This is a genomic window from Kitasatospora sp. NPDC002543 (assembly GCF_053594915.1).
Genome location: NZ_JBSFWR010000118.1, coordinates 1 through 24,499, shown reverse-complemented (window position 1 = coordinate 24,499; position 24,499 = coordinate 1). Strand labels below are relative to the sequence as shown.

Below are 24,499 nucleotides of genomic sequence, written 5' to 3'. Positions count from 1 at the left end.
CCACGACATCGGCAAGAACCTGGTCGACATCATCCTGTCCAACAACGGCTACAACGTGGCACGACCCAAGGAGAGCTCCCCCATGACCTTGCCCTCCGACGCGGCCTCCTCCTCCGCACTCCGTTCCTCCGGCTCCCCCGCTTCCGCCACTTCCGCCACTTCCGCCGCATCCACCGCTCCGGGGGCCGCCGGCGGGCTGGAGCGCGGGGTGCTCGGCACCGGCGACATCGTCTTCTTCGTCGTGGCCGCCGCCGCACCGCTGACCGTGATGGCCGGTGTGGCGCCGTTCGCGATCTCCTTCGGCGGCATCGGCACGCCGGTCGCCTACCTGGCCACTGGCGTGGTGCTGGCGCTCTTCGCGGTCGGGTTCACCACCATGACCGCGCACATCCGCAACGCCGGCGCCTTCTACGCCTACGTCACCCGGGGCCTCGGCCGGGCGGCCGGGCTGGGCGCGGCACTGCTGGCGGTGCTCTCGTACAACGCGATCCAGATCGGCATGTTCGGCGCCTTCGGATTCTTCGCCCACACCACGGCCGCCGACCTGCTCGGGCTTGACCTGCCCTGGCCGGTCTGGGCGCTGCTCGGGGTCGCGGTGGTCTGGTTCCTCGGGTTCCGCTCGATAGACCTCGGCGCCAAGGTGCTCGGGGCACTGCTGATCGCCGAGACCGGCATCCTGGTGGTGCTCGCGGTGGCGGTGCTGGTCAAGGGCGGGGCGCACGGGCTGAGCCTGACCTCGTTCGCTCCCGAGCACGTCTTCTCCAGCGGGATGGGCGGGGTGCTCGGGCTCTCCTTCGCCGCCTTCATCGGTTTCGAGGCCACCGCGATCTACCGCGAGGAGGCCCGGCAGCCGCACCGGACCGTGCCGCGCGCGACCTACGCCGCGATCGCCTTCCTCGGGCTCTTCTACACCTTCGTCACCTGGATGATCGTGCAGGCCTTCGGTGACACCGAGGCCGTCGCCACCGCCACCGCCGACCCGGCCGGGATGTTCTTCACCGCGATGACCGACTACGTCGGCGGCTGGGCGACGGACGTGCAGCGGGTGCTGATCGTCACCAGCCTGCTCGCGGCGCTGCTCGCCTTCCACAACACGATCACCCGGTACGGCTACGCGCTGGCGACCGAGCAGGCCGCACCGGCCGCGCTCGGCCGGATCCACCCGCGCCACGGCTCGCCGTGGATCGGCGGCATCGCGCAGTCGGTGCTGGCGGCGGTGGCCGTCGGGGTGGCGGCGCTGATCGGCGCGGACCCGTACGACCAGTTCTTCCTCTGGGTGAACTCCCCCGGGGTGGTCGGCATCCTGCTGCTCCAAGTACTGGCGGCCCTCGCCGTGTTCGCCTTCTTCCGTCGCAACCGGGCGGCCGCCGCGCGCGCCGGGGTGTTCCGTACGGTCGTGGCGCCGCTGACCGCCACCGTGCTGCTGTGCGGGGCCACCGCGCTGGTGGTGTGGCGGCTCGACCTGTTCACCGGTGCCGGTCCGGAGGTCAACTGGCCGCTGGTCGCCATCGTGCCGGTGGTGTTCCTGACCGGCGTCGGTATCGCCCTGCGGCTGCGGACGCGGCGGCCGGAGGTGTACGCGCGGCTCGGGACCACCGAGGTCGACGCGGGCTGAGCGGCCGAGGCGCGGTGGGCGTCACCGGGGGGGCGGCACGGCAGGCGGGGTGGCGGGTGGGGTGAGTGCCCCGCCCGGACCCTGCCCTCGCCGCCGCCCGCTCAGGCCTGGCCGACGGCTTCGGCGAGCAGCCGGTAGGAGTCCAGCAGCGCGGCGCGGTCGTAGGTACTGGTGGTGACCAGGAACTCGTCCGCCCCGCTGCGCCCGACCAGCGCCGCCACCTCGGCGGCGGCCTGCTCCGGGGTGCCCGCGATGTGGCCCTTGAGCGACTGCTCGTACGCGGCCCGCTCCCGGGCGGTCATCTCCCGGGCCCGGATCTCCGCCGCCGGGGCCAGCGGCGGGAACTCGCCGTGGGTGCGGGAGTACGCACCGGACCAGGCCTCCGGGACGAGCAACTCGCGCGCCCGCTCGACCGTCCCGGCGACCGCCACCGTGCCCGAGACCACCACGTACGGGGCGGCGGCCTGCGCGGAGGGGCGGAACCGGGTGCGGTAGCGGTCGATCGCCGCGAGCATCCGCTCCTCCCCGCGCGCGGCGGCGATCACCAGCGGCAGCCCGGCCTCGGCGGCCAGGTCGGCGCCCGCACCGGTGGCCAGTACGAAGGCCGGGACGCTGAGCCCCTCGGCCGGCCGGGCGTGGACCCCGCGGTGCGCCTGCTGCGAGCCGTCGAAGTAGCCGAGGAGTTCGGCCAGCTGGGCGCCGAACTCCTCGGCGGCGTCCTTCTCCCGTCCGAGCGCCCGCCGGACCCCGTCGGTGAAGCCCACCGAACGCCCGAGCCCCATGTCGATCCGCCCCGGGAACAGCGCGGCCAGCACCCCGAACTGCTCGGCCACCACCAGCGGCTGGTGGTTGGGCAGCATCACCCCGCCGGTGCCGACCCGGATGCGGGTGGTGGCGGCCGCCACCGCCGCGGCGAGCACGGTGGGCGCCGATCCCGCCACCCCCGGCACGCCGTGGTGCTCGGAGACCCAGAACCGGTGGTAGCCGAGACGCTCCGCCTCACGGGCGAAGGCCACCGTGTCCCGCAGTGCCTGGGCCGGCTCCTCGCCCTGTCTGGTCCGGGAGCGGTCGAGCACGGAGAGCCTGGTCGTGGGCGCGGCGCTGGTCACGTCGGTGGACAACGCCCGCCCGCCGCGCGGGCATTCCCCGGGCGGCCCGGGTCGGGGCCGACCGCGGGCCGGTCAGGTGCCCGCCCCCGGTATTCGGCCCCGCCGGGCCTCCGGGGACCCGGCCGTGTCCACGGCCGTGGTCCGAGTCGCAGCCCCGGCCGTGGTCCGAGTCGCGGCCCCGGCCGTGGTCCGGGCCGAGGCCCTGGCCGGGCGGCGGCCCCAGGGCTTGTACACGGAGAGGATCACGTTGAGCAGGTAGAGCGTCAGCGCCACCGCCGGCACGATCACCGTGTTGTAGCGGACGAAGCCGAGGTCCGCCGCCGTGATCGGGCCGGTCGGGTGCGCGTCCGCCACCCGCACCGCGTCGTGCAGCCGGTCGGTGAGGGCGAGCAGCGAGGCCGTCATCGCCCCGAGCGTCAGCCAGAACTTGGCGCTCACCCAGTAGTACCGGAACAGCCCCCAGGAGGTGCCGAGCCCGAGCACCACCCCGCTGAGGAGGGTGAGCAGGCTCAGCGGCAGGATCAGCGCGTCTCCGAGCAGACCCATCGCCCGGTAGGCGGTGCGCAGCCGGTCGGCGTCCGTGGTCGTCAACGCCGCCACCGCCAGGGTGAGCAGGCAGAGCATCAGGGCCAGCCAGCTCACCGAGGCGACGACGTGCAGGACGACCAGCGGTTTGCGGACCGCCGGAGGCAGGCGGCGGCCGGCGGACGCCGGTGCCGCCACGCGCCGTGGCATCGGTTCGGACGCCGCGACGGCGCCGGTGGGCGAGCGCAAGGGGACCTCCTTCGAGTCCGGGTCACGAGGACGTCCCCAGGCTCTCCCGTCCGCGCCTCATCCGGCATCTGACGGTGGAAGTAACTTCGGCTACTCCCGGGCGAGTACGCTCTCCCGGCAATCGTCGGGCCGCGCCTCCCCCGGGAGTAGCACGACGGTAAGCACCCCCGGAAGCGGCACCGCGGGCGGCACCCCCGGGAGCGCCGCCCGCCGGGCCTCCCCGGCGGCGGCCCGCCTCAGTCGGTCACCGCGAAGCCGTGGGCCGCGCCCAGCTGGTGCAAGGAGGCCTGGCCGGGGATCCCGTCCGCCGCTCCTCCCTCGTACCCGCAGCGCCGCTGCCAGGCCGCGTACGCGGAGACCGTGCGGGTCCCGAACGAGCCGTCCACCCACCGCTGGTCGAGCAGCCCCTCGTCGACGAGCGCCTGCTCCACGATCGCCACCTCGGCCGGGTACGTCAGGTGCCCCTGGGCGGCGCCCGGGTCCGTCCCGGCGGCCGCGAGCAGGTGGGACACCGAGACCGTCCGCTGCGCGGGCAGGTAGCCGAGCAGGCGCCGCAGCGAGCTCTCGCCGGGGATCCCGTCCGCCGCCTGCCCGGAGTAGCCCAGGCTCCCCTGGTAGTCCGCGTAGTTCTCGGTGTCCGCGTCCGTCCAGTTCGGGCCGGGGCCGGACTGGTAGTGGTCGCCGAAGCCGTGCGAGACCAGCGCCCGGCCGACCACCGTCACCTGGTAGCCCTGGGCGCCGTACCCGTACGGCAGGCCGTTGATGCTGACCTGGTAGCGGGCGGGCTCGGACTGCTGCGGGGGCGGGATGTTCGGTGAACCGGGCCCGATCAGGAGGTCCGGCCAGGATCCGGGGTCGGTGTGGTCGTTGTACGGCACGTGGGCGTGCGCGTACCAGCCGCCGGCGGCCTCCCAGATCCGCTCGTCGCGGTTGCCGGAGAAGTCGGTCGGCCGGCCCATCGGCCAGATGTCCGGCACGCCCCAGGAGGAGATCCAGGCGTGGATCCGGTCCCAGCCGGCGCAGGGGGTGTCGACGAGCCGCGGGTAGACGCCGCCCTGGTAGCGGCAGTAGGGGAAGAAGACCGCCTCGATCTGGATCACCACCCGCCCGGCCCGGTTGGTCCGGGTCGGGCTCTGGGCGGGGCTGAGCAGGCTCTTCGAGCGGGAGTCGGCCGGGAACAGCTGGGCCGTCCGGCCGCTGAACGGGTCCCAGACCAGGTGCGGCGCGGCACCGGAGCCGCTGCCGGTGAAGTAGCCGACCAGGTCCTCGTAGGAGCACCAGTCCTGCGGGGCGGCGGCGGTCGCGTTGCGGTCCCAGGTGATGTGGGCGATGGCCTTCGGCGGGTACTGCTGGTCGGTCGGTGCGTGGTCGCCGAGGTCGTGGATCTCGGCACCGGGCAGCCACAGTTCGGGCATTTCTGGCTCCTCCGAACGGTGTGAGGGCATCACCTCCGGTATCGGCAGGTACGGCTCGTGGATTGACCCCGAGGCGCAAATGCGCGGCGATGAACCCCCTTGGCCCGCGCGGCCGTTCGACTACACGGGGGGCATTCGACCCCGCGTGCGAACCGGGCGCCCGTGCGGGGGCGGCCGATCGGGCGGGGGAGGGGGCGCATTCCACCCCACGGGGCCCCCGCTGTCAATCGTTGACATCAAAAGTGGTCTAGTCCACGGTGGTGCGGCGGACCGGCGCCGGCCCGCGCCCGGAGCTGTCGAACGCGATCAACTGGCCGTCGTGGAACCAAATCTGACGATCCGATGGAGTAACCCGCACCATGCAAAGAGTCTGCCTCGCCCTGCCCACCATGCGGCCCTGCCCCGAGACCATCGCGGACCTCGCCGAAGAGGCGGCCTACGCCGTCGCGACCTTCGGGGTCGAGGTGCACCTGCTCGTCCTCGACACCACCGACGCCGACGCGTTCGCGAAGAACGCGGGCGCCGTGGCCGCGCTGGAGCCCGCCCCCGGCGTGGTCGTCCACCACCTCGGCGAGGCGCGGCAGCGGGAGTTCCTGCGCCGGGTGGCCGAGCGCTCCGGCGCCGCCGACCCCGAACTGCTGCTCGACCTGATGCTCCCGCGGGCCGTCGCGTACGGCTCCTGCGTCAACCGGCTCTTCCTCGGCGCGGCCGCCCTGGGCTGCACCTCGACGCACCTGCGCAACGACGACGCCGACTTCCAGGTCGTCGACGGGCGGAAGGTCTTCCCGATCCACCACGAGCTGCTCTCGATCGGCCGCCCGGCCGGCGAGGCGGCGGCCGGCGTGTCCCGCTCCGAGCTCGACCCGGCCGACGCGGACAAGCCGGTGATGCTGGTCAGCGGCTCCTTCATCGGCGAACTCAACGTGGACATCAGCGAGATCCACGAGCTGGACCCGGCCGTCTACCACGAGATCGTGCGCCTGTGGACCCCGCCGGTGTGGCCGGACGAGGACCGGGACGCCATGGTGGAGGTCTCCTTCAAGGGCGCCGGCGCCGAGCCGTTCGGCACCGACGAGTCCGTCCTCGGCGTGCCCGACATCTGGGACGTCTACATGTGCAACATCGCCCTGGACCACCGGGCCTACGAGGTGCTGCCACTGCTGCCCTCGATCGAGACCATCGGCAGCGACTACGCCCTGCTGCACGCCCTGGTCCACTCCCGGTTGCCCGGCGTCGTCCACAACCGCCACATCGTCAACTACTACACGCCCGAGCGCCGCACCGGCGCCGGCTTCGTCGACTACCAGCTGCGGTTCGTCAAGTTCCTGCTCTCGATGCTCTACCTGTACCCGGTCTACGGCGGGATGATCGACCTCGGCCGCGACCTGCTGGACGAGCGGCACGGGTTGCGGGTCGAGCCGATCCTCGGCCTGGTCCGGGGCAGCGTCGACTGGGACCGGGCCGGGAACGAGCACTGCCTGGACGTGCTGGACAGCTCCTACCGCAAGCTGGGCGGCAAGTACGCCGAGCTCGCCGACGTGGTGGCCGGGCGGCGCCAACAGCTGCTGGACGAGGCGCGGGAGGACGCCGAGCGCTGGGCGGTGCTGGTGGAGGCCTGGGCGGCGCTGGTGGCCGCCTCCCGCGCCGAGGGCCTCGGCACCGCCTCGGAGGTTCCGGCCTGGTGAGCGAGGACCTCCGGATCCGGCTGCTGACCGACGACGACTGGGACGCCGTGGTCGCGCTGGAGCACGACGCCTACGCGGCCGACGGCCTGTCCGAGGGCCGGGAGGCGCTCCAGTCGCGGGCCCGCAGCTCGCCCGACACCTGCTTCGTCCTGGAGCGGCACGGCGCGGTGTGCGGCTACCTCCTGAGCCTGCCGTACCCGCCGCTGAGCTGCCCGGACCTCAGCCGCCCGGAGGAACAGGCCTTCCGCTCGACCAACCTGCACGTCCACGACCTGGTGATCGCCGAGGAGCTGCGCGGCCGCGACGTCGCGCTGGGCTTCATCCGGCACTTCCGGGAGCAGGCGAGCGAGCAGGGGTACGAGCGGATCTCGATGGTCGCGGTGCGCGGGACGGACATCCTGCTGCGGCTGCTCGGCTACCGGGCGCACCGGGAGGTGCCGGTGCCCGCCTGCTACGGACGGCGGGCGGTGTACATGTCCATGCCGGTGGGCTGAACGGGCGGGCGGTTCGTCGGTTCGCCCGCCCTCCGGTACCGGTCCTCCCGCACCGGTCCTCATGCACTGGTCGTCCTGTACCGGTCGTCCTGCACCGACCCTCCACAGATGATCACTCTTTCGGCCTAGCCACGGCTGCGGAACTCACCCCATCGGGTGAAGCTGTTGGCGGGCTGCGTCCCCTCCGCAGCCCGCCGGCAACACACGTCCGCACGCCCGCACGCCCGCACGACCGAGGAGCAGCGCATGAAGGCCGCCGTCGTCCGCGAGTTCACCGCACCGCTGACCGTCGAGGAGCATCCGGTACCCGAGCCGGCCGCGCACCAGGTCCGGGTCCGGATCGAGGCCTCCGGCCTCTGCCACACCGACATCCACGCCGCCCACGGCGACTGGCCGGTCAAGCCCAGCCCGCCGTTCGTCCCCGGGCACGAGGGCGTCGGCGTGGTCGAGGCGGCCGGCGACCGGGTCCGGCACGTCCGGGTGGGCGAGCGGGTCGCCATCCCCTGGCTCGCGGACGCCTGCGGGCGCTGCGACCAGTGCGTCACCGGCTGGGAGACGCTCTGCCTCCAGCAGCACAACAGCGGCTACTCGGTGGACGGCGCGTACGCCGAGTACGCGCTCGCGCACGGCGACTACGTCGTCCCCGTCCCGGACGGCATCGACCCGCTGGACGCCGCACCGCTGTCCTGCGCGGGCGTCACCACCTACAAGGCGCTCAAGGTCTCCGACGCCGGCCCCGGCACCCGGGTGCTGGTCTCCGGCATCGGCGGGCTCGGCCACCTGGCCCTCCAGTACGCCCGGATCTTCGGCGCCGAGACCATCGCCGTCGACGTCACCGACGACAAGCTCGCACTGGCCCGCGAACTCGGCGCCGACCACGTCCTCGACGCCCGCACCCAGGACGTCGCCGCCGAGGTCCAGGCCCTCGGCGGTGCCCACGCCGCGATCGCCCTCGCCGTCAGCAACGCCTCCTTCCAGGCCGCCTACGGCGCGCTTCGGCGCGGCGGCACCCTCGTTCTGGTCGCACTCCCGGCCGGCGGCAAACTCGAACTGCCGGTCTTCGAGACGGTGTTGAACGGCACCAAGGTCGTCGGCTCGATCGTCGGCACCCGCGAGGACCTCGCCGAGGTGTTCCGGCTGCACGCCCTCGGCCGCACCCGGGTGATCCGCGAGACCCGGCGGCTGGAAGACGTGAACGCCTGCTTCGAGGAGGTGCTGAGCGGCAAGGTCTCCGCCCGCCTGGTCTTCGACCTGCGCTGACCGGCCACGCGGAAGGGCCGGGCCGGACGCGTCGGACCGGGCCGTCGGGGACAGGGGCCGGGGCCGGGGACAGGGGCCGGCCGAAACGCACCCGTCGGCCACCGCCTCGGCGGCCGCACTCCGCCGGGCCCGCACATCGTCGGCGGGTCCGGCCGGCGGCGGGCACGATGTCCGGATGCCGTCACCGCCGGGCAGCCGGCCCGACCCTGGCGTCCCCGTCACGGACGGCCGGATGACCGCCCGATGGCTTCCCGATGACCGCAGGGTGACCGGCGGGTGACCGCCCGGGGGCGGAACCCGGCCTCGGCGGCGGCCGGTGTCCGGAAGCGGTCGCGATTGCGTCTCCGTTCCGTTCGGCATGGGTACGAAGTGCCCCGCGGTCCGGGATCATGGGGGCAACCACTCGTGCGGCAAGGGGAGTTGCCATGGGGGACGGCCGGGGGCCCGCACCGGAGGCGGTGACGGCGGCACTGCTGGGCGACGGGCCGCACCAGGCGGTGGCGGACGTTGTACGGGCGCGGTTGCGGATGGTGCCGGATGGGGCCCGGGCGCTCGCGGCGGCGGAGTCGGGGCCGGGGGACGCGCAGGCGCGGGCACTGCTCACCGCCGCGGTCGCGCACCTGCTGGCCGCGGACCCGGCGTTCGCGCGGTACCTGGCCACCACCGGGCTCGGGAAGCCCGGCGATCCGCCGACCGTCCAGCTGCGCGGCGAGCCCGGCACCGTGCAGCTGCGGCTCGGCCCGCCGTCCGCGCCACCGCCGAAGGGCCCGGCCACCGTCCAGCTGCGGACCGGCCCCGCGGCGGTCGCCCGGGCCCGAGCGCTGGCCGCCCGGAGGAGCGGCACCGGGATCGTGGTGGCGCTCGCCCTGGTCCTGATCGCCGTCCTGGTCGCGCTCGGCGTCCACCTGGGCTCGCGCCCGCTGCTGAAGCCGGGCGGGCCCGATCTGGCGCACGCCGCTCCGGTCCTGCGCGACCCCGCGCTGCTGCGGGGTGTGCTGCCGGAGGCCCGGTCGGTTCCGGCCGGCTGGCAGGTGGCGAGCGGGCCCGAGTCGGGGACGGGCCGGGGCGGCTCGCTGCCGTGTCTGCTCCCGAACTCCTGCGACCGTCAACTCGCCCATGCCACCGTGACGTTCGCGGCCGCCGACAGTCGGCACGTGACGGTCGACGCGGTCGCCTTCGACTCCCCGGGAACGGCCGCGCAGGCCTTCGCCACCGCGCTCGACCGCACCCCCGGAGAGGATCCGACGGCGGCGCCCCTCGCCGGGATCGGCGACCGGAGCGCCGCCCGGGTACGGGGGTCGTCGGCGGTGACGCTGGTCCGGGTCGGCGCCGTGCTGCTGCTGGTGCGTGACGACGACCGCGGCGCGGTGGTCGCCGACGACCCGCTCCCCGGCCTCGTCCGGCTGCTCGCCGAGCACGCCCGGCAGGCCCAGGGCGACAGCACCCCGGACGCCGCCGGCACCGACCCGACGCCCTGACGGCCCGCTCCGTGACGGCCCGACGCCCTGACGGCCGGGCCGCCGGGCGGCCGGGCGGCCGGGCCCTCCGACGGTCAGGCCCGGTCGAGGTAGGCCAGGACGGCCTGCACCCGCCGGTTGCCGTTCTCGTCGTCGGTCAGCCCGAGCTTGCCGAACATCGAGGTGGTGTACTTGCCGATCGCGCTGTCGCTGAGGAACAGCCGTTGCGCGATGGCCTGGTTGGACAGCCCCTCCGCCATCAGGCCGAGCACCTCCAGTTCCCGCCCGGTGAGCCGGTCGAGCCGCCGGTCGGAGGGGGCGGAGGACACCAGCGCGCCGATCACGGCCGGGTCCAGGGCCGTGCCGCCCGCGGCGACCCGCTCCAGGGCGTCGATGAACTGCTCGCCGTCGAACACGCTCTCCTTGAGGAAGTAGCCGATGCCGCCGGCGCCGTCGGCCAGCAGCTCGCGGGCGTACAGCCGCTCCACGTGCTGGGAGAGGATCAGCACCGGCAGCCCGGGCACCTGCCGACGGGCCGCCAGGGCCGCCTGGAGCCCCTCGTCGGACTGGGTCGGCGGCATCCGGACGTCGATGACGGCCACGTCCGGGCGTGCGGTCAGCAGGGCGTCCAGGGTCTCGGGGCCGGTGGCGGCGGTCGCGACCACCTGGTGCCCGTAGGCCTCGATCAGGTGGACCAGACCGTCCCGCAGCAGGTAGAGGTCCTCGGCTACAACGATTCGCATGGCACCACCATGGTCGCACGGGTCGGGCCGCCCGCCGGACTGTCGAGTTCCAGGGTTCCGTCGAACACCGCGAGGCGGCGGCGCAGTCCGGCCAGGCCGCCCGCGCCTCCCGCCCCCGCTCTGCCCGTCCCCGTGCCTCCCGCCCCCGCTCTGCCCGTCCCTGTAGCTCTCTCCCCCGCGCCGCCCGGGACCGCACGCCCCGTCACCGCACCCCCCTCCGCCCCGCCTCGGCCGTCGTCCAGGACCTCCACCACCACACCGGTCGCACTGTGCCCGAGGGTGATCCGCACCTCCGACGCCCGGGCGTGCTTGGTCGCGTTGGTGAGCAGTTCGGCGATCCCGAAGTAGACCGCGGACTCGATCGGCGGCTCCAGCCGGAACGGCCCGTCGGCGGTGACGGTCACGTCCAGCGGGCTGTTCAGGGCGAGCGCGCGGACCGCGTCCACCAGCCCGCGTTCGCTCAGCAGCGGCGGGTTGATGCCCCGGACCAGGTCGCGCAGTTCGGCCAGCGAGCTCGCCGCCCCGGCCCGCGCGGCCCGCATCAGCGCCCTGGCCCGCTCGGGATCGCTCTCCATCAGCTTCTCGGCGGTCGCCAGCGAGAGCCCGAGCGCGACCAGGCCCGCCTGTGCCCCGTCGTGCAGGTCACGCTCGATCCGGCGGATCTCGGCGGCCTGACCGATCGTCACATCAGCTCGCTGCACGGTCAGTTCGTCGACCCTGGCGGCCATCCGCATCGCGGTGGACGGACCGAGGAAGCGGACCGCCACCGGCTCCAGCAGCCGCCAGGCGTACGGAGCGGCGGCGACGGCCGCCACCGCGGCGAGCACCCCGGCCGCGCGGGCCGCCGGCTCCGGCCGGAGCAGCCCGAGCACGGACGCCACCGCCGCGGCCGGCGGGAGCGCGGCGGGCAGGCCCGCCGCGATCGGGGCGATCCCGGTGAACCGCAGGTCGCGCCGGGTGGCCGGGTCGCTCCACCGGATCCGCCAGGACTGGTCCATCACGGCGTCCCGGCGGCTGCGCTCGTACCCGTAGCCGTTCCACCAGTAGCCGGTGGACATCCGGGTGACCGGCCCGGCCGTCCGGTAGCCCGCCGGGACGGCGGTGCCGGTCCACCGCTCGACCAGGAAGCGGACCGCCCGGCAGACCGGACGGCTCAGGGCGAGCGTGCCCGCGACCACCAGCACCACCGGCAACAGCCACGACCAGGGGTTGGCCGGGCCCCAGTGGATGCCCAGAGCCACGGCGGCGGCCCACACGGCGGGGATCGACAGGGTGACGGCCGCCACCGCGCACGCCCGCCCGAACCCCGCTCCCGCACGCCCGACCCATGAATCCGGCCGTCCCATGACCCCGCCTCTCGCTCGCCGTTCGACACCCCCACTCTGCACCCCGCCGAGCCGGTCGAGGCGCCGGTCGGCCCAGGAGTGTGGCTGGACCCACCCCGTCGTGGGTCCGGCCCCATCCGCCGGGCGCGCACGGCGAGCGCCCCCGGCCGTCGCCCGAATGCATGTATCGCTCTCTTGACTGGCGTCACCGACGCGCCATACTGGCCTCACTCCCGCTCGCACGACGAGGTGCCGCCCATGGAGCTCTCCCCCTCGGCGCACGTGGACACGTTCTGCCGAGACCACCTCCCACCCTTCGAGCAGTGGCCCGAACTCCTATTCGACCTACCGGAGTTGGCCTACCCCGACCGACTGAACTGCGCCGCCGCACTGCTCGACGACACCATCGAACGCCTCGGCCCGGACCGTCGCTGCCTGCTCACCCCCACCGAGCGCTGGTCCTACGGCGAACTGCGCGACCACGCCGACCGGATCGCCCGGCTGCTGACCGAGGACCTCGGCCTCGTCACCGGCAACCGGGTCCTGCTGCGGGGCCCCAACACCCCTTGGCTGGCGGCCTGTTGGCTCGGCGTACTGAAGGCCGGCGCGGTGGCCGTCACCACCATGCCGCTGCTGCGCGCCGCCGAGCTGACCGAGCTGCACGGCATCGCCCGCCCCGTCCTCGCCCTGTGCGACCACCGCTTCCTGGACGAGCTGCACCGGGCCCGGACCCCGGGCCTGCGCGTCCTCGGCTACGGCGGCCCCGGCCCCGAGGACCTCACCGCCCGCTGCGCCGCCAAGCCCACCGGCTTCCCCGCCGTGCCGACCGCCGCCGACGACGTCGCACTGATCGCCTTCACCTCGGGCACCACCGGCCGCCCCAAGGCCACCCTGCACTTCCACCGCGACGTGCTCGCCATCGCCGACACCTTCTCCCGCCACCTGCTCGACCCCACGCCCGAGGACCTCTTCACCGGGACCCCGCCGCTCGGCTTCACCTTCGGCCTCGGCGGCCTGCTGGTCTTCCCGCTGCGGGCGGGCGCCGCCAGCCTGCTGCTGGAACAGGCCGCCCCCGAGCAGCTCGCCGACCAGGTGCACCGCCACCGGGTGAGCGTGCTGTTCACCGCACCGACCGCCTACCGGGCGATCCTGGCCGCCGGACTGGCCGACCGGCTGGCCGGGGTGCGGCGCTGCGTCTCGGCGGGCGAGCCGCTGCCCGCCGCCGTCTGGCAGGCCTTCCACGCGGCCACCGGCCGGCGGCTGATCGACGGCATCGGTGCCACCGAGCTGCTGCACGTGTTCGTCTCGGCCGCCGGGCAGGACATCCGCCCCGGCTCCACCGGCCGGCCCGTCCCCGGATTCCGGGCCGCGGTCCTGGACGGGCAGGGCCGCCCGGTGTCGGACGGTGAACCCGGGATGCTCGCCGTCAAGGGCCCGACCGGCTGCCGCTACCTGGACGACGAGCGCCAGCTGGACTACGTGCGCGACGGCTGGAACCTCACCGGCGACACCTACGTCCGGGATCGCGACGGCTACTTCTGGTTCCGGGCGCGCAACGACGACATGATCGTCTCGGCCGGCTACAACATCGCCGGGCCCGAGGTGGAACAGGCGCTCGCCGCCCACCCCGACGTCGCCGACTGCGCGGTGGTCGGCGCACCGGACGAGCGGCGCGGCACGGTGGTCAAGGCGTACGTGGTGCTGCGCGCCGGCGCACCGGCCGGGCCGGAGACGGAACGCGAGCTCCAGGAGCACGTCAAGCGCACCATCGCGCCGTACAAGTACCCGCGGGCGGTCGAGTTCGTGCCCGAGCTGCCGCGCACCGCGACCGGCAAACTGCTCCGCTCCGAGCTGCGCCGACGGGCCGCGCTGACCCCGGCCAGCGTCACCGTCGAGCGCCGGGTGGAGTGGTCGGACACCGACGCCGCCGGGCACTACCACTTCTCCGCCGTGCAGCGCTGGGCCGAGGCGGCCGAGGCCGCCCTGCTGCGCCGGCTCGGGCTGGCCGAGCTGTTCGGACGGATCCCCCGGGTGCACTTCGAGGCCGACTACCGCGAGCGGCTCTGGTTCGGCGACCTGGTCCGCACCGAGCTGCGGGTGGTGCGGGTCGGCGGCTCCTCGCTGCACTACGCCTTCGAGGTGCACGGCCCGCACGGGCTCGCCGCGTGCGGGCGGATGTCGGTGGTGCACGCGGCGCCGCACGACGGGGGCGCCGAGCCCTGGCCCGCGCGGGTCCGCCGCACGCTGGCGGAGGCGGGGCCCCAGCGGCCCGAGGTGATCGGATGACCCCCGGGGCCGACCGCGTGGGCGCGGCGCCGGACCGGGCCCGGATCGCGGTGGTCGGCGCCGGCCCCGGCGGTCTCTACTTCGCCGCCCTGGCCAAGCAGCTGGCGCCCTGCCGGGAGCTCACCGTCTTCGAACGGGACGCCCGGGAGGCCGAGTTCGGCTTCGGCGTGGTCTTCTCCGACGAGACCCTGGACGGCATCGCCCGGGCCGACCCGCGCGTCTTCGCCGCGATCAGCGCCGAGTTCGCCCGCTGGAGCGACATCGACGTCCGCTACGCGGGCGAGGTCCGCACCAGCGGCGGCCACGGCTTCGCCGCCCTGGACCGCAACCGGCTTCGGGCCGTCCTGCAACAGCGCTGCGCCGAGCTGGCGGTGGACGTGCGCTACCGCACCCCGGCCCCGCCCGTCGACCAGCTGGCCGCCGAGTACGACCTGGTGGTGGCCGCCGACGGCATCCGTTCCGGCACCCGGGCCGCCCACCCGGAGAGCTTCCGCCCCGACCTGGACGAGCGCCACTGCCGCTACATGTGGCTCGCCACCGACAAGGTCTTCGAGGCCTTCACCTTCATCGTCGAGCGGTTCGACTTCGGTGTCCTCCAGGTGCACGCCTACCCGTACAGCGCGTCCCGCTCGACCTTCATCGTCGAGGCGGCCGCGGACGCCTGGCGACGCGCCGGCTTCGCGGCCCTGGCGGCACGGGAGTTCGCGCGCGGCGAGAGCGACCTGGCGAGCGTGCGGCGCTGCGCGGAGCTGTTCGCCGGACACCTGGACGGCCACCGGCTGATCCCCAACGCCTCCCGTTGGATCCGCTTCACCACGGTGCGCAACGCGAGCTGGCGCCACCGCAACGTGGTTCTGCTCGGCGACGCCGCGCACACCGCGCACTTCTCGATCGGCTCGGGCACCAAACTCGCCCTGGAGGACGCCCTCGCCCTGGCCGCGGCGCTGGGCGAACAACCCACCCTGGACGAGGCGCTGGCCGCCTTCGAGGCCGAGCGGCGCCCGGTGGTGGAGTCCACCCAGCGCGCCGCGCAGGCCAGTCTGGAGTGGTTCGAGACCATCGGGCGGCGCACCGGACAGGGCGCCGACCAGTTCGCCTTCAACCTGCTCACCCGCAGCCGGCGCGTCACCTACGGCAACCTGCGGGCCCGCGACCCCGGCTTCGTGGACGCGGTGGACACCGCCTTCGGCGGCTCGCCCGGGGTGCCGCCGATGTTCCGGCCGCTGAAGCTGGGCGCGCTGGAGCTGCGCAACCGCGTCGTGGTGCCCCCGCTGGCCACCTTCACCTCCCCCGACGCGCTGCCCAGCGGTTTCGACCGCGCCCAGCTCACCGGGCACGCCCTCGGCGGCGCCGGGCTGGTGATCGCCGGGATGACGGCGGTCGACCCCGAGGGCCGGGCCACCGACCGGTGCCCGGGCCTGTGGACCGACCACCAGGAGGCCGCCTGGCGCCGACTCGTGGACGACGTCCGGGCGGTGAGCGACACCCCGCTCGGCATCCAGCTGACCCACGCCGGCCGTCGGGGCTCGACCACCGCACCCGGGCCGGACGGCATCGGCCGCCCGCTCGCCGACGGCTGGCCGCTGATCGCCCCCTCGGCCCTCCCCTGGGACGCCGACAGCCCGGTGCCGCACGAGGCGGACGACGTCCGACTCGCCGCCGTGACAGCGGACTTCGCGGCAGCCGCGGAGCGGGCCGCCCGGGCCGGCTTCGACGTCCTGGAGCTCCAGTTCGGCCACGGCCACCTGCTCTCCTCCTTCCTCTCCCCGCTCACCAACCGGCGCACCGACCGCTACGGCGGCCCGCTCGCGCACCGGCTGCGGCTGCCCCTGGAGGTGCTGTGCGCGGTGCGGGCCGTCTGGCCGGCCGGCCGGCCGCTGCTGGTGCGGATCTCGGCGAGCGACTGGGCGCCCGGCGGCACCACCGAGCAGGAGGCCGTGGCGATCTGCCGGGCGCTCGCCGGGGCCGGGGCGGACGCGCTGGACGTCTCCACCGGCGAGGTGGTGGCGCACCAGCAGCCACCGTACGGGCGCGGCTACCAGACGCCCTTCGCCGAGCTGATCCGCACCGCCACCGGCGTGCCGACCATCGCGGTCGGGGCGATCTCCGGCTTCGACGACGCCGACTCCGTCCTGCTCGCCGGACGGGCCGACCTGGTCGCGGTCGGCCGCGCCCAGCTGTACGACCCGCTCTGGACGCTGCACGCCGCCGCCGAGCGCGGCCACACCGGGCCGGGCGCCCGCTGGCCCGGGCCCTGGCGGGCGGGCAGCCGCAGGCCGCCGGGCCCGAACGCCGACCGGGTCGCCCCGCGCCTGCACCTGCTGCGCGAACCGCCCGCGCCCGTCCACCGCCGCTGGTCACCGCCCCTCCCCTCCGCCACCTCCGAGGAGTGACGAGCAACCATGCCCCCGCTGCCCCGTTTCACCGCCGCCGCCGTCCAGGCCTCCCCGGTCTACCTCGACCCGGCCGCCACCGTCGACAAGGCCGTCGCACTGATCCACGAGGCGGCCGGGCACGGCGCCGAACTGGTGGTCTTCCCCGAGGTCTTCGTGCCCGGTTACCCGTACTGGAACTGGACGATGAACCCGGTGCAGGGCTCGCCCTGGTTCGAGCGCCTCCACCGGGCCGCCGTGGACGTCCCCGGGCCGTACGTCGACACCCTGCGGTCCGCCGCCCGGCAGGCCGGCGTGGTGCTGGTGATCGGGGTCAACGAACGCGGCGGGCCCGGCGTCGGGCTGCTCTACAACACCCTGCTGGTGATCGACGCCGACGGCGAACTGCTCAACGCTCACCGCAAGTTGATGCCGACCTGGGCCGAGAAGCTGACCTGGGGGCAGGGCGACGGCAGCACCCTCCGGGTGCACCCGACCGCCGTCGGCCCGCTCGGCGCGCTGGCCTGCGGCGAGAACACCAACCCGCTGGCCCGCTTCACCCTGCTGGCCCGGGGCGAACTCGTCCACGCCGCCTGCTACATCGCGCTGCCGGTGGGCCCCGAGGACTACGACATGGCGGACTCGATCGCGCTGCGCACGGCCGCGCACTGCTTCGAGGGCAAGGTGTTCGCCGTGGTCTCCTGCTCCACCGTCTCGCCCGAGATCGTGGAGCTGATCGCCGGCGACGACCCGCGGGTCCGCAAACAACTCGCCCGCCCGCACAGCGCCCTGTCCGGGGTCTTCGGCCCGGACGGCCGCGCCGTCACCGAACCGCTGGTGGACGACGAGGGCATCGTGTACGCCGAGATCGACCTCGGCCGCTGCGTCCAACCCAAGCAGATGCACGACATCGTCGGCCACTACAACCGCTTCGACGTCTTCCGGCTGCGGGTGGACGACCGTCCGCTGCGGCCGCTGACCCTCCCCGAGGAGGAGGCATGACCACCGTCAACCCCACCCCCGCCCGGGACGACCGGCGCGGCGACGACCACGACGACGACCGGATCGGCCGGGCCAGGGTCACCGACAGCCCCGAACTACGCGCCTACTACCGTGAGTTGGCCGAGCACCAGGCCGGCGCCCTGTGGACGGTCGCCAACGAGATCGAACCCTGGTACCCACAGCCCAGGTCCGTCCCGGTGCTCTGGCGCTACGCCGACCTCCGCCCCCTGGTGCGCAAGGCGCTGCCGCTGGTCAAGGCCGACGACGCCGGGCGCCGCGTGGTGATGCTGGTGAATCCCGGCCGCCGCGAACTGAGCGCCGCCGTCGGCCTGTTGTACACCGGACTGCAGATCATGGGCCCCGGCGAGGCGATGACCGCCCACCGCCACCAGGCCTCCGCGCTGCGCTTCGTCCACGAGGGCACCGGCGCCTGGACCGTCGTGGACGGCCAGAAGCTCAAGGTCGGCCCGCGGGACTTCGCTATCACCCCGAACAGCACCTGGCACGAGCACGGCAACGAGGCCGACGACGCCCCGGTGATCTGGCAGGACGGCCTGGACATCCCCCTCGTCAACACCCTCGACGCCAACTTCTACGAGGTCCACCCGGAGCTCTACCAGCGGCCGGGGCCGGTCACCGACTCCTCGCTGCTCAGCTACGGCGGCAACCTGCTGCCGTACGGCGTCGAGAAGTGGTCGCGGCCCTACTCCCCGCTGTTCGGCTGGCCCTGGGAACCCAGCTACGACGCGCTGTGCCGGCTCTCCCGGGCCGCCGAGGGGTCGCCCCACGACGGCGTGATCATGGAGTACACCAACCCGGCCACCGGCGGCCCGGTGATGCCGACCATGTCCGCCCACCTGCAGCTGCTGCGCCCGGGCCAGGCCACCCGCGCCCACCGGCACACCGGCTCGGTGGTGTACACCGCGGCCAAGGGACGGGGCGCCTCGGTGATCGCCGGGCAGCGCTTCGAGTGGCAGCAGGGGGACGTCTTCGTCGTCCCGTCCTGGGCCTGGCACGAACACACGAACCTCGACCAGGGCGAGGACGCCTGCCTGTTCTCCTTCAACGACTTCCCGGTGATGCGCTCGCTCGGCCTGTACCGCGAGGAGGCCCACCCGGACGGGCAGCAGCCCACCACCACCGCCTGACCAGGAGCCCGACCACCATGCACCTGCTGACCTTCCGCACCGACACCGCCGCCGCCCACGGCACGTACGACGCCGCCCACGGCACCGAGCGCCCCGACGCCGCCGCCGACGCCCCGCGCCTCGGCGCCCGGCTCGACGGCGACCGCGTCGCCGACCTGACCGCCCTCGCCACCGCCGCCGGAGTCCGGCTCCCCTCCGACCTCCTCGGCCTCATCCGCGCCGGGGAACCGGCCCTGGCCACCGCCCGCGCACTGCTCACCGGCTCCCCGGCCACCAGGCCGCTCGCCGAGGTCGCGCTGTGCGCACCGCTGCGCCCCGGAAAGATCATCGGCGTCGGGCTCAACTACGTGGAGCACGTGGCCGAATCGCACCGCACCCTGGACACCGACCGCGAACTGCCCGACCGCCCGGTGCTGTTCGGCAAGCCATCCACCGCCGTGACCGGCCCGGGCGGGCCCATCCTGCACAACGCCGAGCTCACCAAGCAGCTCGACTGGGAGTGCGAACTCGCCGTGGTGATCGGCGCACCGGCCTTCCGGGTCGCCGAGGAGGACGCGCTGCTGCACGTGTTCGGCTACAGCATCGTCAACGACATCAGCGCCCGCGACCAGCGCCGCTCCGGCCAGTGGTTCTTCTCCAAGGGCCAGGACAGCTACGCCCCCTTCGGCCCGGTCGTGGTGACGGCCGACGAGATCCCCGACCCGCAGCGGCTCGACCTCTCGCTGAAGGTCAACGGCGAGCTGCGGCAGGACTCCAACACCCGCCACATGCTCTTCGGCGTCGCCCGGCTGATCGCCGACATCTCCTCCGGCGTCACCCTGGAACCGGGCGACGTCATCTCCACCGGCTCCCCCTCGGGCGTCGGCGCCGGGATGGTGCCGCCGCAGTTCCTCCGGCCCGGTGACCTGGTCGAGGCCACCATCGAGCGGATCGGCACGCTCGCCAACCCGGTCGTCGACGCCCGCTGACCGCGCCGGTCGGCACCCGACGCTCCGATCGTCGACCCGGCCTTCGACCCGGCCGTCGCCGCCCCGCCGCCACCCCGCCCCGGAGCCGGAAAGGACCGTCCACCCGATGACCACCACCTACCGGATCGGCCAGATCGTCCCGAGTTCCAACGTGACCATGGAGACCGAGGTGCCCGCCCTGCTGCGGGCCCGTGAGGCGGTCGCCCCCGAGCGGTTCACCTTCCACTCCAGCCGGATGCGGATGACCAGAGTCACCCCCGAGCAACTGCGCGCCATGGACGCCGAGTCCGACCGCTGCGCCGCCGAACTCTCGGACGCCCGGGTGGACGTGATCGGCTACGCCTGCCTGGTCGCCGTGATGGCCACCGGCCCCGGCTACCACCGCGAGGCCGAACGGCGGCTGCACCTGCGCACCATCCAGAACGGCGCCCCCGCGCCCGTGGTCACCAGCGCCGGCGCCCTGGTCGCCGGACTGCACGAACTCGGGGCCGCGAAGGTCGCCATGGTCACCCCGTACCTGCGGCCGCTGGCCCGCACGGTGGTCGAGTACCTCGCCGCCGAGGGCATCGAGGTGCTCGACCACGCCGCCCTGGAGATCGCCGACAACCTGGACGTGGCCGCCCACGACCCGGCCCGGCTGCCCGCGATCGCCCGCGGCCTGCGCCACGCCGACGCGGACGCGGTGGTGCTCTCGGCCTGCGTGCAGCTGCCCTCGCTGTCCGCGGTCGAGGAGGCCGAGCAGCAGCTGGGCAGGCCGGTGGTCTCGGCCGCCGTCTGCACCGCCCACCAGCTCCTGCGCGCCCTCGGCCTGCCCGCCTTCGCCCCGGGGGCGGGACACCTGCTCTCCGGCGCGTACGCGTAGCAGACCGTTCCGGCCGTTCCGGTCCGATCGCCGGAAGCGGCAAAGATCGGCAAGGCACGTCCCAGGGCCCGCACCGTCGTTATGATCGCCACCAGTCGCCGGGGAGGAGGGACCGCACATGTCCGAGAGCACGCCCCGGCCGAGCTCCCTGATCCACACCGTCTACGGCGAGTTCGTCCGCCGGCTCGGCGGCTGGATATCCATCGCCGACCTGATCGCCCTGCTGGCCGAGCTGGACGTCGACGGCCCGGCCGTCCGCTCGGCGATGTCCCGGCTGAAGAAGGCCGGCACCCTGCTCCAGGAGCGGCGGTCGGCCATGGGCTACCGGCTCGCCCCGGCGATGGAGCCGGTGTTCGAGGAGGGCGACCGGCGGATCTTCCACAGCCTGGAGCCCGCCGAACTCCTCGACGGCTGGGTGGTGGCGGTCTTCTCGGTGCCGGAGTCCGCCCGCGCCCACCGCCACCAGCTGCGCTCCCGGCTGAGCTGGCTCGGCTTCGGCAACGCCGCCCCGGGGGTCTGGCTGGCACCCGCCCGGCTGCTGCCGGACGCCCGTCGGCTGCTGGACCGGCTGGGGCTGAGCGCCTACGTCCACCTGTTCCTCTCCGCCGAGTACGCCGGGTTCGCCGATCTCCGTGCCGCGGTGGCGAGTTGGTGGGACCTCCCGGCGATCGGAGCGCAGTACGCGGCCTTCGCCGACGCCTGGCGCCCGGCCGCCGAGGAACTGCGCGAACGGTCCCCGGTCGACCCGGCCGAGGCGTTCCGCGACTACGTGCCGATGCTCACCCGGTGGCGCCGGCTGCCGTACCTGGACCCGGGGCTGCCCGCACAGCTGCTGCCCGCCGACTGGAACGCGGTGCCGGCCCGCGCGGTGTTCACCGAGTTGCACGGACTGCTCTCCGCGCCCAGCCTCCGGTACGTCGAGAAGGTCACCGGCCTGTCCCGCCCCCTGGAGTCGCGATGACCGCCCCCGCCCCCGCCGACCTGCTGATCCGCGCCGCCGCCGTGCACACCCTGGTGCCCGGCGAGCCGCCCCGCCGGGCGATCGCCGCCACCGGCGGCCGGATCACCGCCCTCTCCCCCGCACCCGACGGCCTGGACGCCCTGATCGGCCCGGACACCGAGGTGGTGGACGCCCCCGGCTCGACCGTGCTGCCCGCCTTCGACGACACCCACACCCATCTGATCCTGGCCGGCCACAGCGTCCACGGCGTGCCGGTGCACCGGGCCCGCGACCTCACCGGGTTCCTCGCACTGATCCGCGAGCGCGCCGCCCGCACCCCCGCCGGGGAGTGGATCCACACCGCGGTGAACTGGCAGGAGGTGCTGCTGGCCGAGCAACGGATGCCCACCACCGGGGAGTTGGACGCGACCACCGCCGAGCACCCGGTGCTGGTGCGCCGCGGCGCGTACAACATGGTGCTCAACTCGGCCGCGCTGCGGCTGGCCGGGATCACCGAGGCCACCGAGGCGCCGCCCGGCGGCGTGATCGAGCGCGACGAGCACGGGCGGCTCACCGGCCGGCTGGTCAACCGGGCGGTCGAGCTGGTCGAGCGGGTGCTGCCGCGCCCCACCCTCGCGGAGCGGATCGACGGCCTGCGCGCCGCCTCCACCGGGTTCGCCGCCACCGGCATCGGCACCGTCCGCGACTGCCTGGTGCCGGTCGAGGACCTCGACGTGCTGGACGCTGCCCGGGCCGCGGGCGCCCTGGCCGTCCGGGTGCGGGCGCTGGTCTCCGGTTTCGCCGCCCGCACCCCGGAGCAGGTGGACGCCCTGCTGGACCGGATGGACGACTGGTCCGCCGCCGGCCGCGACGACGACCGGGTGAGGCTCTGGGGCGTCAAGTTCGGGATCGACGGCGGCTTCGAGGCGGGCGCGGTGGAGGAGCCCTACCGGGGGCAGCCGTGCTACCACGGCCGGCTGCTCTGGGAGCCGGCCGAGCTGCGCGCGGCGGTGGAGCGGGTGGTCGGACGGGGCCGGCGGGTCGGCGTGCACGCCTGGGGCGACCGCGGACTGCGGGTACTGCTGGAGGTCTTCGCGCAGGTGGTCGAGCGCCACCCCGGTCTGCCCCCCGGCGCGCTGGTGGTCGAGCACGGCGGCCTGGCCCGCCCCGAACAGCGGGCCCGGGCGATCGCCCTCGGCATCCCGGTGACGGTCCAGCACCCGCTGCTGCACGACGGCGCGCTCACCCAGCAGCGGGCCTGGGGCGAGGAGCGCACCGCCGCGCTCTTCCCGCTGCGCGAGTGGCTGGACGAGGGCGCGCTGATCACCGGGGGCTCGGACTTCCCGGTCGGCCCGTACGGCGCGATGGCGTCGGTGTGGGGCATGACCACCCGGGGCACCACGGCCGGGGTGGTCGGCCCGGAGCACGCGATCGACCGAGCCGAGGCGATCGCCCTGCACACCGTGAACGCGGCCCGGCTGACCGGCGAGAGCGCCGTGCGCGGCAGCCTTCGGCCAGGGGCGTTCGCCGACCTCACGGTGTGGCCGACCGATCCACTGAGCTGCCCGACGGACGCCCTGCGCGAACTGCTACCCACCCGGACCGTGGTCGACGGGTTGACCGTGCACCGCAGTTGACGACTCGTCAGGCCGCCGCGAGCTCCCGCAGGTCGATGCCGCGGTGCAGCGCGCGCAGGTCCTCGTGCAGGGTGGACGGCGGGACGGCGAGCACGCCGCAGCGGGCCCGGTTCACGCAGCGCCGGGCGACGGAGCGGCGCGCCAGCCCGCGCAGTCCGGCCCGCAGGCCGCGCTGCTCACCGGTGCTGACCACCAGCAGGTCACCCGGGCGGTCGGCGAGCCCGGTCAGCACGGTCGCGACCTCTCCGCGCACGACCAGCGGCCGCACCGGCACGCCGATCGACAGCCCGCCGAAGGCCTGCTCCAGCGCGCTCGCCATCCGCGCCTCGGCGAGTTCCTGCCAGGCGCGCAGCAGCGGCGGGCACGGCCGGGCGCGGTAGTTGCGCTCGCCGCCGACCGGCGTCCAGGCCAGCACCGGCACCAGGACGGCCCCCCGGACCCGGGCCTCCTCGGCCGCCCGGTGCAGGGCGGTCAGGCTGTGCAGTGAACCGCTGACTCCGACGATGACGCGGGCGCCGTCCGACATGATCCTTCACTTTCCGATGCCAGAACTCTTCTATGTCTGCGATTAGATTGCCACACCCCTCATTTGGCCTGCAAATCTAAGGCATTCACTGAATATCACCTTGCATCGCCGGGCATACCCATGCCCTGGCCGTCGATCGGACGGACCTCCTGGAGCAGCCCCCAGGTGAAGTCGGCCTCGCACCGGCGCGGCCGGCCGTCGGCGTCCGGGGCCGTGAAGTCCAGCCGGAACCTGGTCGGCGCGCTCCCCTCCCGCGGCACGGCCGGCGGGAACGCGGCGCCGACGTCGCCCACCACGCAGCCCCACGGCGCGAGGTCGGCCAGGGTGCGCAGCACGGGCGCCGGCGCGTCCGCCGCCCGCACCAGCCACTCGTTCAGCACCGGCCCGCCGATCTCCGCCGGGCCGAGCAGGACCTCGAAGCGCAGTTCGGGCCAGAGCGGCAGCGTCCACTGCCGCGCGACGCAGGCGAGGTCGCCGATCCGGCGCGGCACGCTCGCCCCGGCCGGGCCGAGCACCGCGGCGTACCGGGCGCCGCCGCGCGGGAACCCCGGCGCGCGGACCATCGCCTGCCAGCGCTTGTTGGCCTCCCGCATCGAGGTCCGGGTGGCACCGAGCCGCCGCACCGCCTCCTCGACCGGTCCGGGCCGGAAGTCCGCCATCCGACGCAGCAGCACCAGCTGGAACTCGGTGACCCCGAAGCCGTTGATCGCCACACCCGAAGCCTAGGGTCTGTCGTCAAACTCGCGTCTGCGGGGCGGCGTTGGGGCACGCACCTCGCCGCGTTGTCGTCGGTCGCCAATGGCCCCCAGCCTCCGGCCGGGAGGTGCCCCCACCGCAGTGGCTCCCTCCTCCGCCTTGCGATGCACGCACCCCAACGCCGC

Annotated in this window: 20 protein-coding genes and 1 pseudogene; 14 read left to right on the top strand and 7 right to left on the bottom strand. The window is 74.6% G+C overall.

Annotated elements, in window-relative coordinates; genetic code table 11:
* Positions 1–82: 82 nt before the first annotated feature.
* Positions 83–1,615, top strand: a complete 1,533-nt coding sequence (locus ACWD4P_RS33060; RefSeq protein WP_449782187.1) for an APC family permease — start codon at positions 83–85, stop codon at positions 1,613–1,615.
* Between the two features lie 101 nt (positions 1,616–1,716).
* Here ACWD4P_RS33060 and ACWD4P_RS33055 read toward each other — a convergent pair whose 3' ends face one another.
* The 3 genes from ACWD4P_RS33055 to ACWD4P_RS33045 all read right to left on the bottom strand — a co-directional run bounded on the left by ACWD4P_RS33055 (position 1,717) and on the right by ACWD4P_RS33045 (position 4,913).
* On the bottom strand, positions 1,717–2,724 hold the full coding sequence (locus ACWD4P_RS33055) for an LLM class flavin-dependent oxidoreductase (RefSeq protein WP_449782186.1): 1,008 nt from the start codon (positions 2,722–2,724) through the stop codon (positions 1,717–1,719).
* A 72-nt stretch (positions 2,725–2,796) separates the two neighbouring features.
* Positions 2,797–3,498: a DUF2269 domain-containing protein gene (locus tag ACWD4P_RS33050; protein ID WP_449782184.1), complete on the bottom strand. Its 702-nt coding sequence runs from the start codon at positions 3,496–3,498 to the stop codon at positions 2,797–2,799.
* 236 nt (positions 3,499–3,734) lie between these two features.
* On the bottom strand, positions 3,735–4,913 hold the full coding sequence (locus ACWD4P_RS33045; protein ID WP_449782183.1) for a peptidoglycan-binding protein: 1,179 nt from the start codon (positions 4,911–4,913) through the stop codon (positions 3,735–3,737).
* A 359-nt stretch (positions 4,914–5,272) separates the two neighbouring features.
* On the opposite strand from ACWD4P_RS33045, the gene ACWD4P_RS33040 reads away from it, so the two are divergent.
* The 4 genes from ACWD4P_RS33040 to ACWD4P_RS33025 all read left to right on the top strand — a co-directional run bounded on the left by ACWD4P_RS33040 (position 5,273) and on the right by ACWD4P_RS33025 (position 9,830).
* Positions 5,273–6,598, top strand: coding sequence for a DUF6271 family protein (locus ACWD4P_RS33040; protein ID WP_449782182.1), 1,326 nt, complete (start codon positions 5,273–5,275; stop codon positions 6,596–6,598).
* Positions 6,595–7,092: a GNAT family N-acetyltransferase gene (locus tag ACWD4P_RS33035; RefSeq protein WP_359829005.1), complete on the top strand. Its 498-nt coding sequence runs from the start codon at positions 6,595–6,597 to the stop codon at positions 7,090–7,092. The genes ACWD4P_RS33040 and ACWD4P_RS33035 overlap by 4 nt, the downstream gene beginning before the upstream one ends.
* Before the next feature lie 246 nt (positions 7,093–7,338).
* A complete protein-coding gene (gene adhP / locus ACWD4P_RS33030; RefSeq protein WP_449782181.1) occupies positions 7,339–8,352 on the top strand; it encodes an alcohol dehydrogenase AdhP in 1,014 nt (337 codons plus the stop codon).
* Between the two features lie 425 nt (positions 8,353–8,777).
* Positions 8,778–9,830 (top strand): hypothetical protein, encoded by a 1,053-nt coding sequence (locus ACWD4P_RS33025; protein WP_449782180.1) that lies wholly within the window; start codon positions 8,778–8,780, stop codon positions 9,828–9,830.
* Positions 9,831–9,904: 74 nt separating this feature from the next.
* Here the strand turns inward: ACWD4P_RS33025 and ACWD4P_RS33020 are convergent, their stop codons facing one another.
* Together ACWD4P_RS33020 and ACWD4P_RS33015 are read right to left on the bottom strand one after the other, a co-directional pair.
* Positions 9,905–10,552 carry a response regulator transcription factor gene (locus ACWD4P_RS33020; RefSeq protein WP_449782179.1) on the bottom strand — a complete coding sequence of 216 codons (648 nt, stop codon included), beginning with the start codon at positions 10,550–10,552 and terminating at the stop codon, positions 9,905–9,907.
* Positions 10,537–11,898, bottom strand: a complete 1,362-nt coding sequence (locus tag ACWD4P_RS33015) for a sensor histidine kinase (protein ID WP_449782178.1) — start codon at positions 11,896–11,898, stop codon at positions 10,537–10,539. The genes ACWD4P_RS33020 and ACWD4P_RS33015 overlap by 16 nt, the downstream gene beginning before the upstream one ends.
* Before the next feature lie 237 nt (positions 11,899–12,135).
* On the opposite strand from ACWD4P_RS33015, the pseudogene ACWD4P_RS33010 reads away from it, so the two are divergent.
* The 9 genes and pseudogenes from ACWD4P_RS33010 to ACWD4P_RS32970 form a co-directional block, all read left to right on the top strand.
* Positions 12,136–13,743 (top strand): annotated as a pseudogene (locus ACWD4P_RS33010) (AMP-binding protein); the annotation flags it as partial.
* 36 nt (positions 13,744–13,779) lie between these two features.
* Positions 13,780–14,163, top strand: a complete 384-nt coding sequence (locus tag ACWD4P_RS33005; RefSeq protein WP_359831126.1) for an acyl-CoA thioesterase — start codon at positions 13,780–13,782, stop codon at positions 14,161–14,163.
* Entirely contained in the window at positions 14,160–16,556 is a 2,397-nt protein-coding gene (locus ACWD4P_RS33000) for an oxidoreductase (RefSeq protein WP_449782177.1), read from the top strand. The genes ACWD4P_RS33005 and ACWD4P_RS33000 overlap by 4 nt, the downstream gene beginning before the upstream one ends.
* A gap of 9 nt (positions 16,557–16,565) precedes the next feature.
* Positions 16,566–17,537, top strand: coding sequence for a carbon-nitrogen hydrolase family protein (locus ACWD4P_RS32995; protein ID WP_449782176.1), 972 nt, complete (start codon positions 16,566–16,568; stop codon positions 17,535–17,537).
* The gene (locus tag ACWD4P_RS32990; RefSeq protein WP_449782175.1) at positions 17,534–18,685 is read left to right on the top strand and encodes a cupin domain-containing protein; all 1,152 of its coding nucleotides are present in this window, start codon (positions 17,534–17,536) and stop codon (positions 18,683–18,685) included. Before ACWD4P_RS32995 ends, ACWD4P_RS32990 begins: the two co-directional genes overlap by 4 nt.
* Positions 18,686–18,702: 17 nt before the next feature.
* Positions 18,703–19,653, top strand: a complete 951-nt coding sequence (locus ACWD4P_RS32985) for a fumarylacetoacetate hydrolase family protein (RefSeq protein WP_449782174.1) — start codon at positions 18,703–18,705, stop codon at positions 19,651–19,653.
* 106 nt (positions 19,654–19,759) lie between these two features.
* The gene (locus ACWD4P_RS32980) at positions 19,760–20,515 is read left to right on the top strand and encodes a maleate cis-trans isomerase family protein (RefSeq protein ID WP_359829690.1); all 756 of its coding nucleotides are present in this window, start codon (positions 19,760–19,762) and stop codon (positions 20,513–20,515) included.
* Between the two features lie 118 nt (positions 20,516–20,633).
* Positions 20,634–21,476 (top strand): PaaX family transcriptional regulator, encoded by an 843-nt coding sequence (locus ACWD4P_RS32975; protein WP_359829691.1) that lies wholly within the window; start codon positions 20,634–20,636, stop codon positions 21,474–21,476.
* On the top strand, positions 21,473–23,092 hold the full coding sequence (locus tag ACWD4P_RS32970; protein WP_449782173.1) for an amidohydrolase: 1,620 nt from the start codon (positions 21,473–21,475) through the stop codon (positions 23,090–23,092). The genes ACWD4P_RS32975 and ACWD4P_RS32970 overlap by 4 nt, the downstream gene beginning before the upstream one ends.
* 7 nt (positions 23,093–23,099) lie before the next feature.
* Here the strand turns inward: ACWD4P_RS32970 and ACWD4P_RS32965 are convergent, their stop codons facing one another.
* Both ACWD4P_RS32965 and ACWD4P_RS32960 read right to left on the bottom strand, forming a co-directional pair.
* Positions 23,100–23,618 (bottom strand): universal stress protein, encoded by a 519-nt coding sequence (locus ACWD4P_RS32965; protein WP_359829693.1) that lies wholly within the window; start codon positions 23,616–23,618, stop codon positions 23,100–23,102.
* 95 nt (positions 23,619–23,713) lie between these two features.
* Positions 23,714–24,277 (bottom strand): hypothetical protein, encoded by a 564-nt coding sequence (locus ACWD4P_RS32960; RefSeq protein WP_449782185.1) that lies wholly within the window; start codon positions 24,275–24,277, stop codon positions 23,714–23,716.
* Positions 24,278–24,499 lie beyond the last annotated feature (222 nt).

Excerpts from the sequence above, each read along its gene's own strand:
- ACWD4P_RS33000 (WP_449782177.1), top strand. The coding sequence starts at position 14,160 with ATGACCCCCGGGGCCGACCGCGTGGGCGCGGCGCCGGACCGGGCCCGG.
- adhP (WP_449782181.1), top strand. The coding sequence starts at position 7,339 with ATGAAGGCCGCCGTCGTCCGCGAGTTCACCGCACCGCTGACCGTCGAG.
- ACWD4P_RS33060 (WP_449782187.1), top strand. The coding sequence starts at position 83 with ATGACCTTGCCCTCCGACGCGGCCTCCTCCTCCGCACTCCGTTCCTCC.
- ACWD4P_RS33045 (WP_449782183.1), bottom strand. The coding sequence starts at position 4,913 with ATGCCCGAACTGTGGCTGCCCGGTGCCGAGATCCACGACCTCGGCGAC.
- ACWD4P_RS33040 (WP_449782182.1), top strand. The coding sequence starts at position 5,273 with ATGCAAAGAGTCTGCCTCGCCCTGCCCACCATGCGGCCCTGCCCCGAG.
- ACWD4P_RS33020 (WP_449782179.1), bottom strand. The coding sequence starts at position 10,552 with ATGCGAATCGTTGTAGCCGAGGACCTCTACCTGCTGCGGGACGGTCTG.
- ACWD4P_RS32965 (WP_359829693.1), bottom strand. The coding sequence starts at position 23,618 with ATGTCGGACGGCGCCCGCGTCATCGTCGGAGTCAGCGGTTCACTGCAC.
- ACWD4P_RS32980 (WP_359829690.1), top strand. The coding sequence starts at position 19,760 with ATGACCACCACCTACCGGATCGGCCAGATCGTCCCGAGTTCCAACGTG.
- ACWD4P_RS32985 (WP_449782174.1), top strand. The coding sequence starts at position 18,703 with ATGCACCTGCTGACCTTCCGCACCGACACCGCCGCCGCCCACGGCACG.
- ACWD4P_RS32960 (WP_449782185.1), bottom strand. The coding sequence starts at position 24,277 with ATGGCGGACTTCCGGCCCGGACCGGTCGAGGAGGCGGTGCGGCGGCTC.
- ACWD4P_RS33025 (WP_449782180.1), top strand. The coding sequence starts at position 8,778 with ATGGGGGACGGCCGGGGGCCCGCACCGGAGGCGGTGACGGCGGCACTG.
- ACWD4P_RS32975 (WP_359829691.1), top strand. The coding sequence starts at position 20,634 with ATGTCCGAGAGCACGCCCCGGCCGAGCTCCCTGATCCACACCGTCTAC.
- ACWD4P_RS32995 (WP_449782176.1), top strand. The coding sequence starts at position 16,566 with ATGCCCCCGCTGCCCCGTTTCACCGCCGCCGCCGTCCAGGCCTCCCCG.
- ACWD4P_RS32970 (WP_449782173.1), top strand. The coding sequence starts at position 21,473 with ATGACCGCCCCCGCCCCCGCCGACCTGCTGATCCGCGCCGCCGCCGTG.
- ACWD4P_RS33015 (WP_449782178.1), bottom strand. The coding sequence starts at position 11,898 with ATGGGACGGCCGGATTCATGGGTCGGGCGTGCGGGAGCGGGGTTCGGG.
- ACWD4P_RS32990 (WP_449782175.1), top strand. The coding sequence starts at position 17,534 with ATGACCACCGTCAACCCCACCCCCGCCCGGGACGACCGGCGCGGCGAC.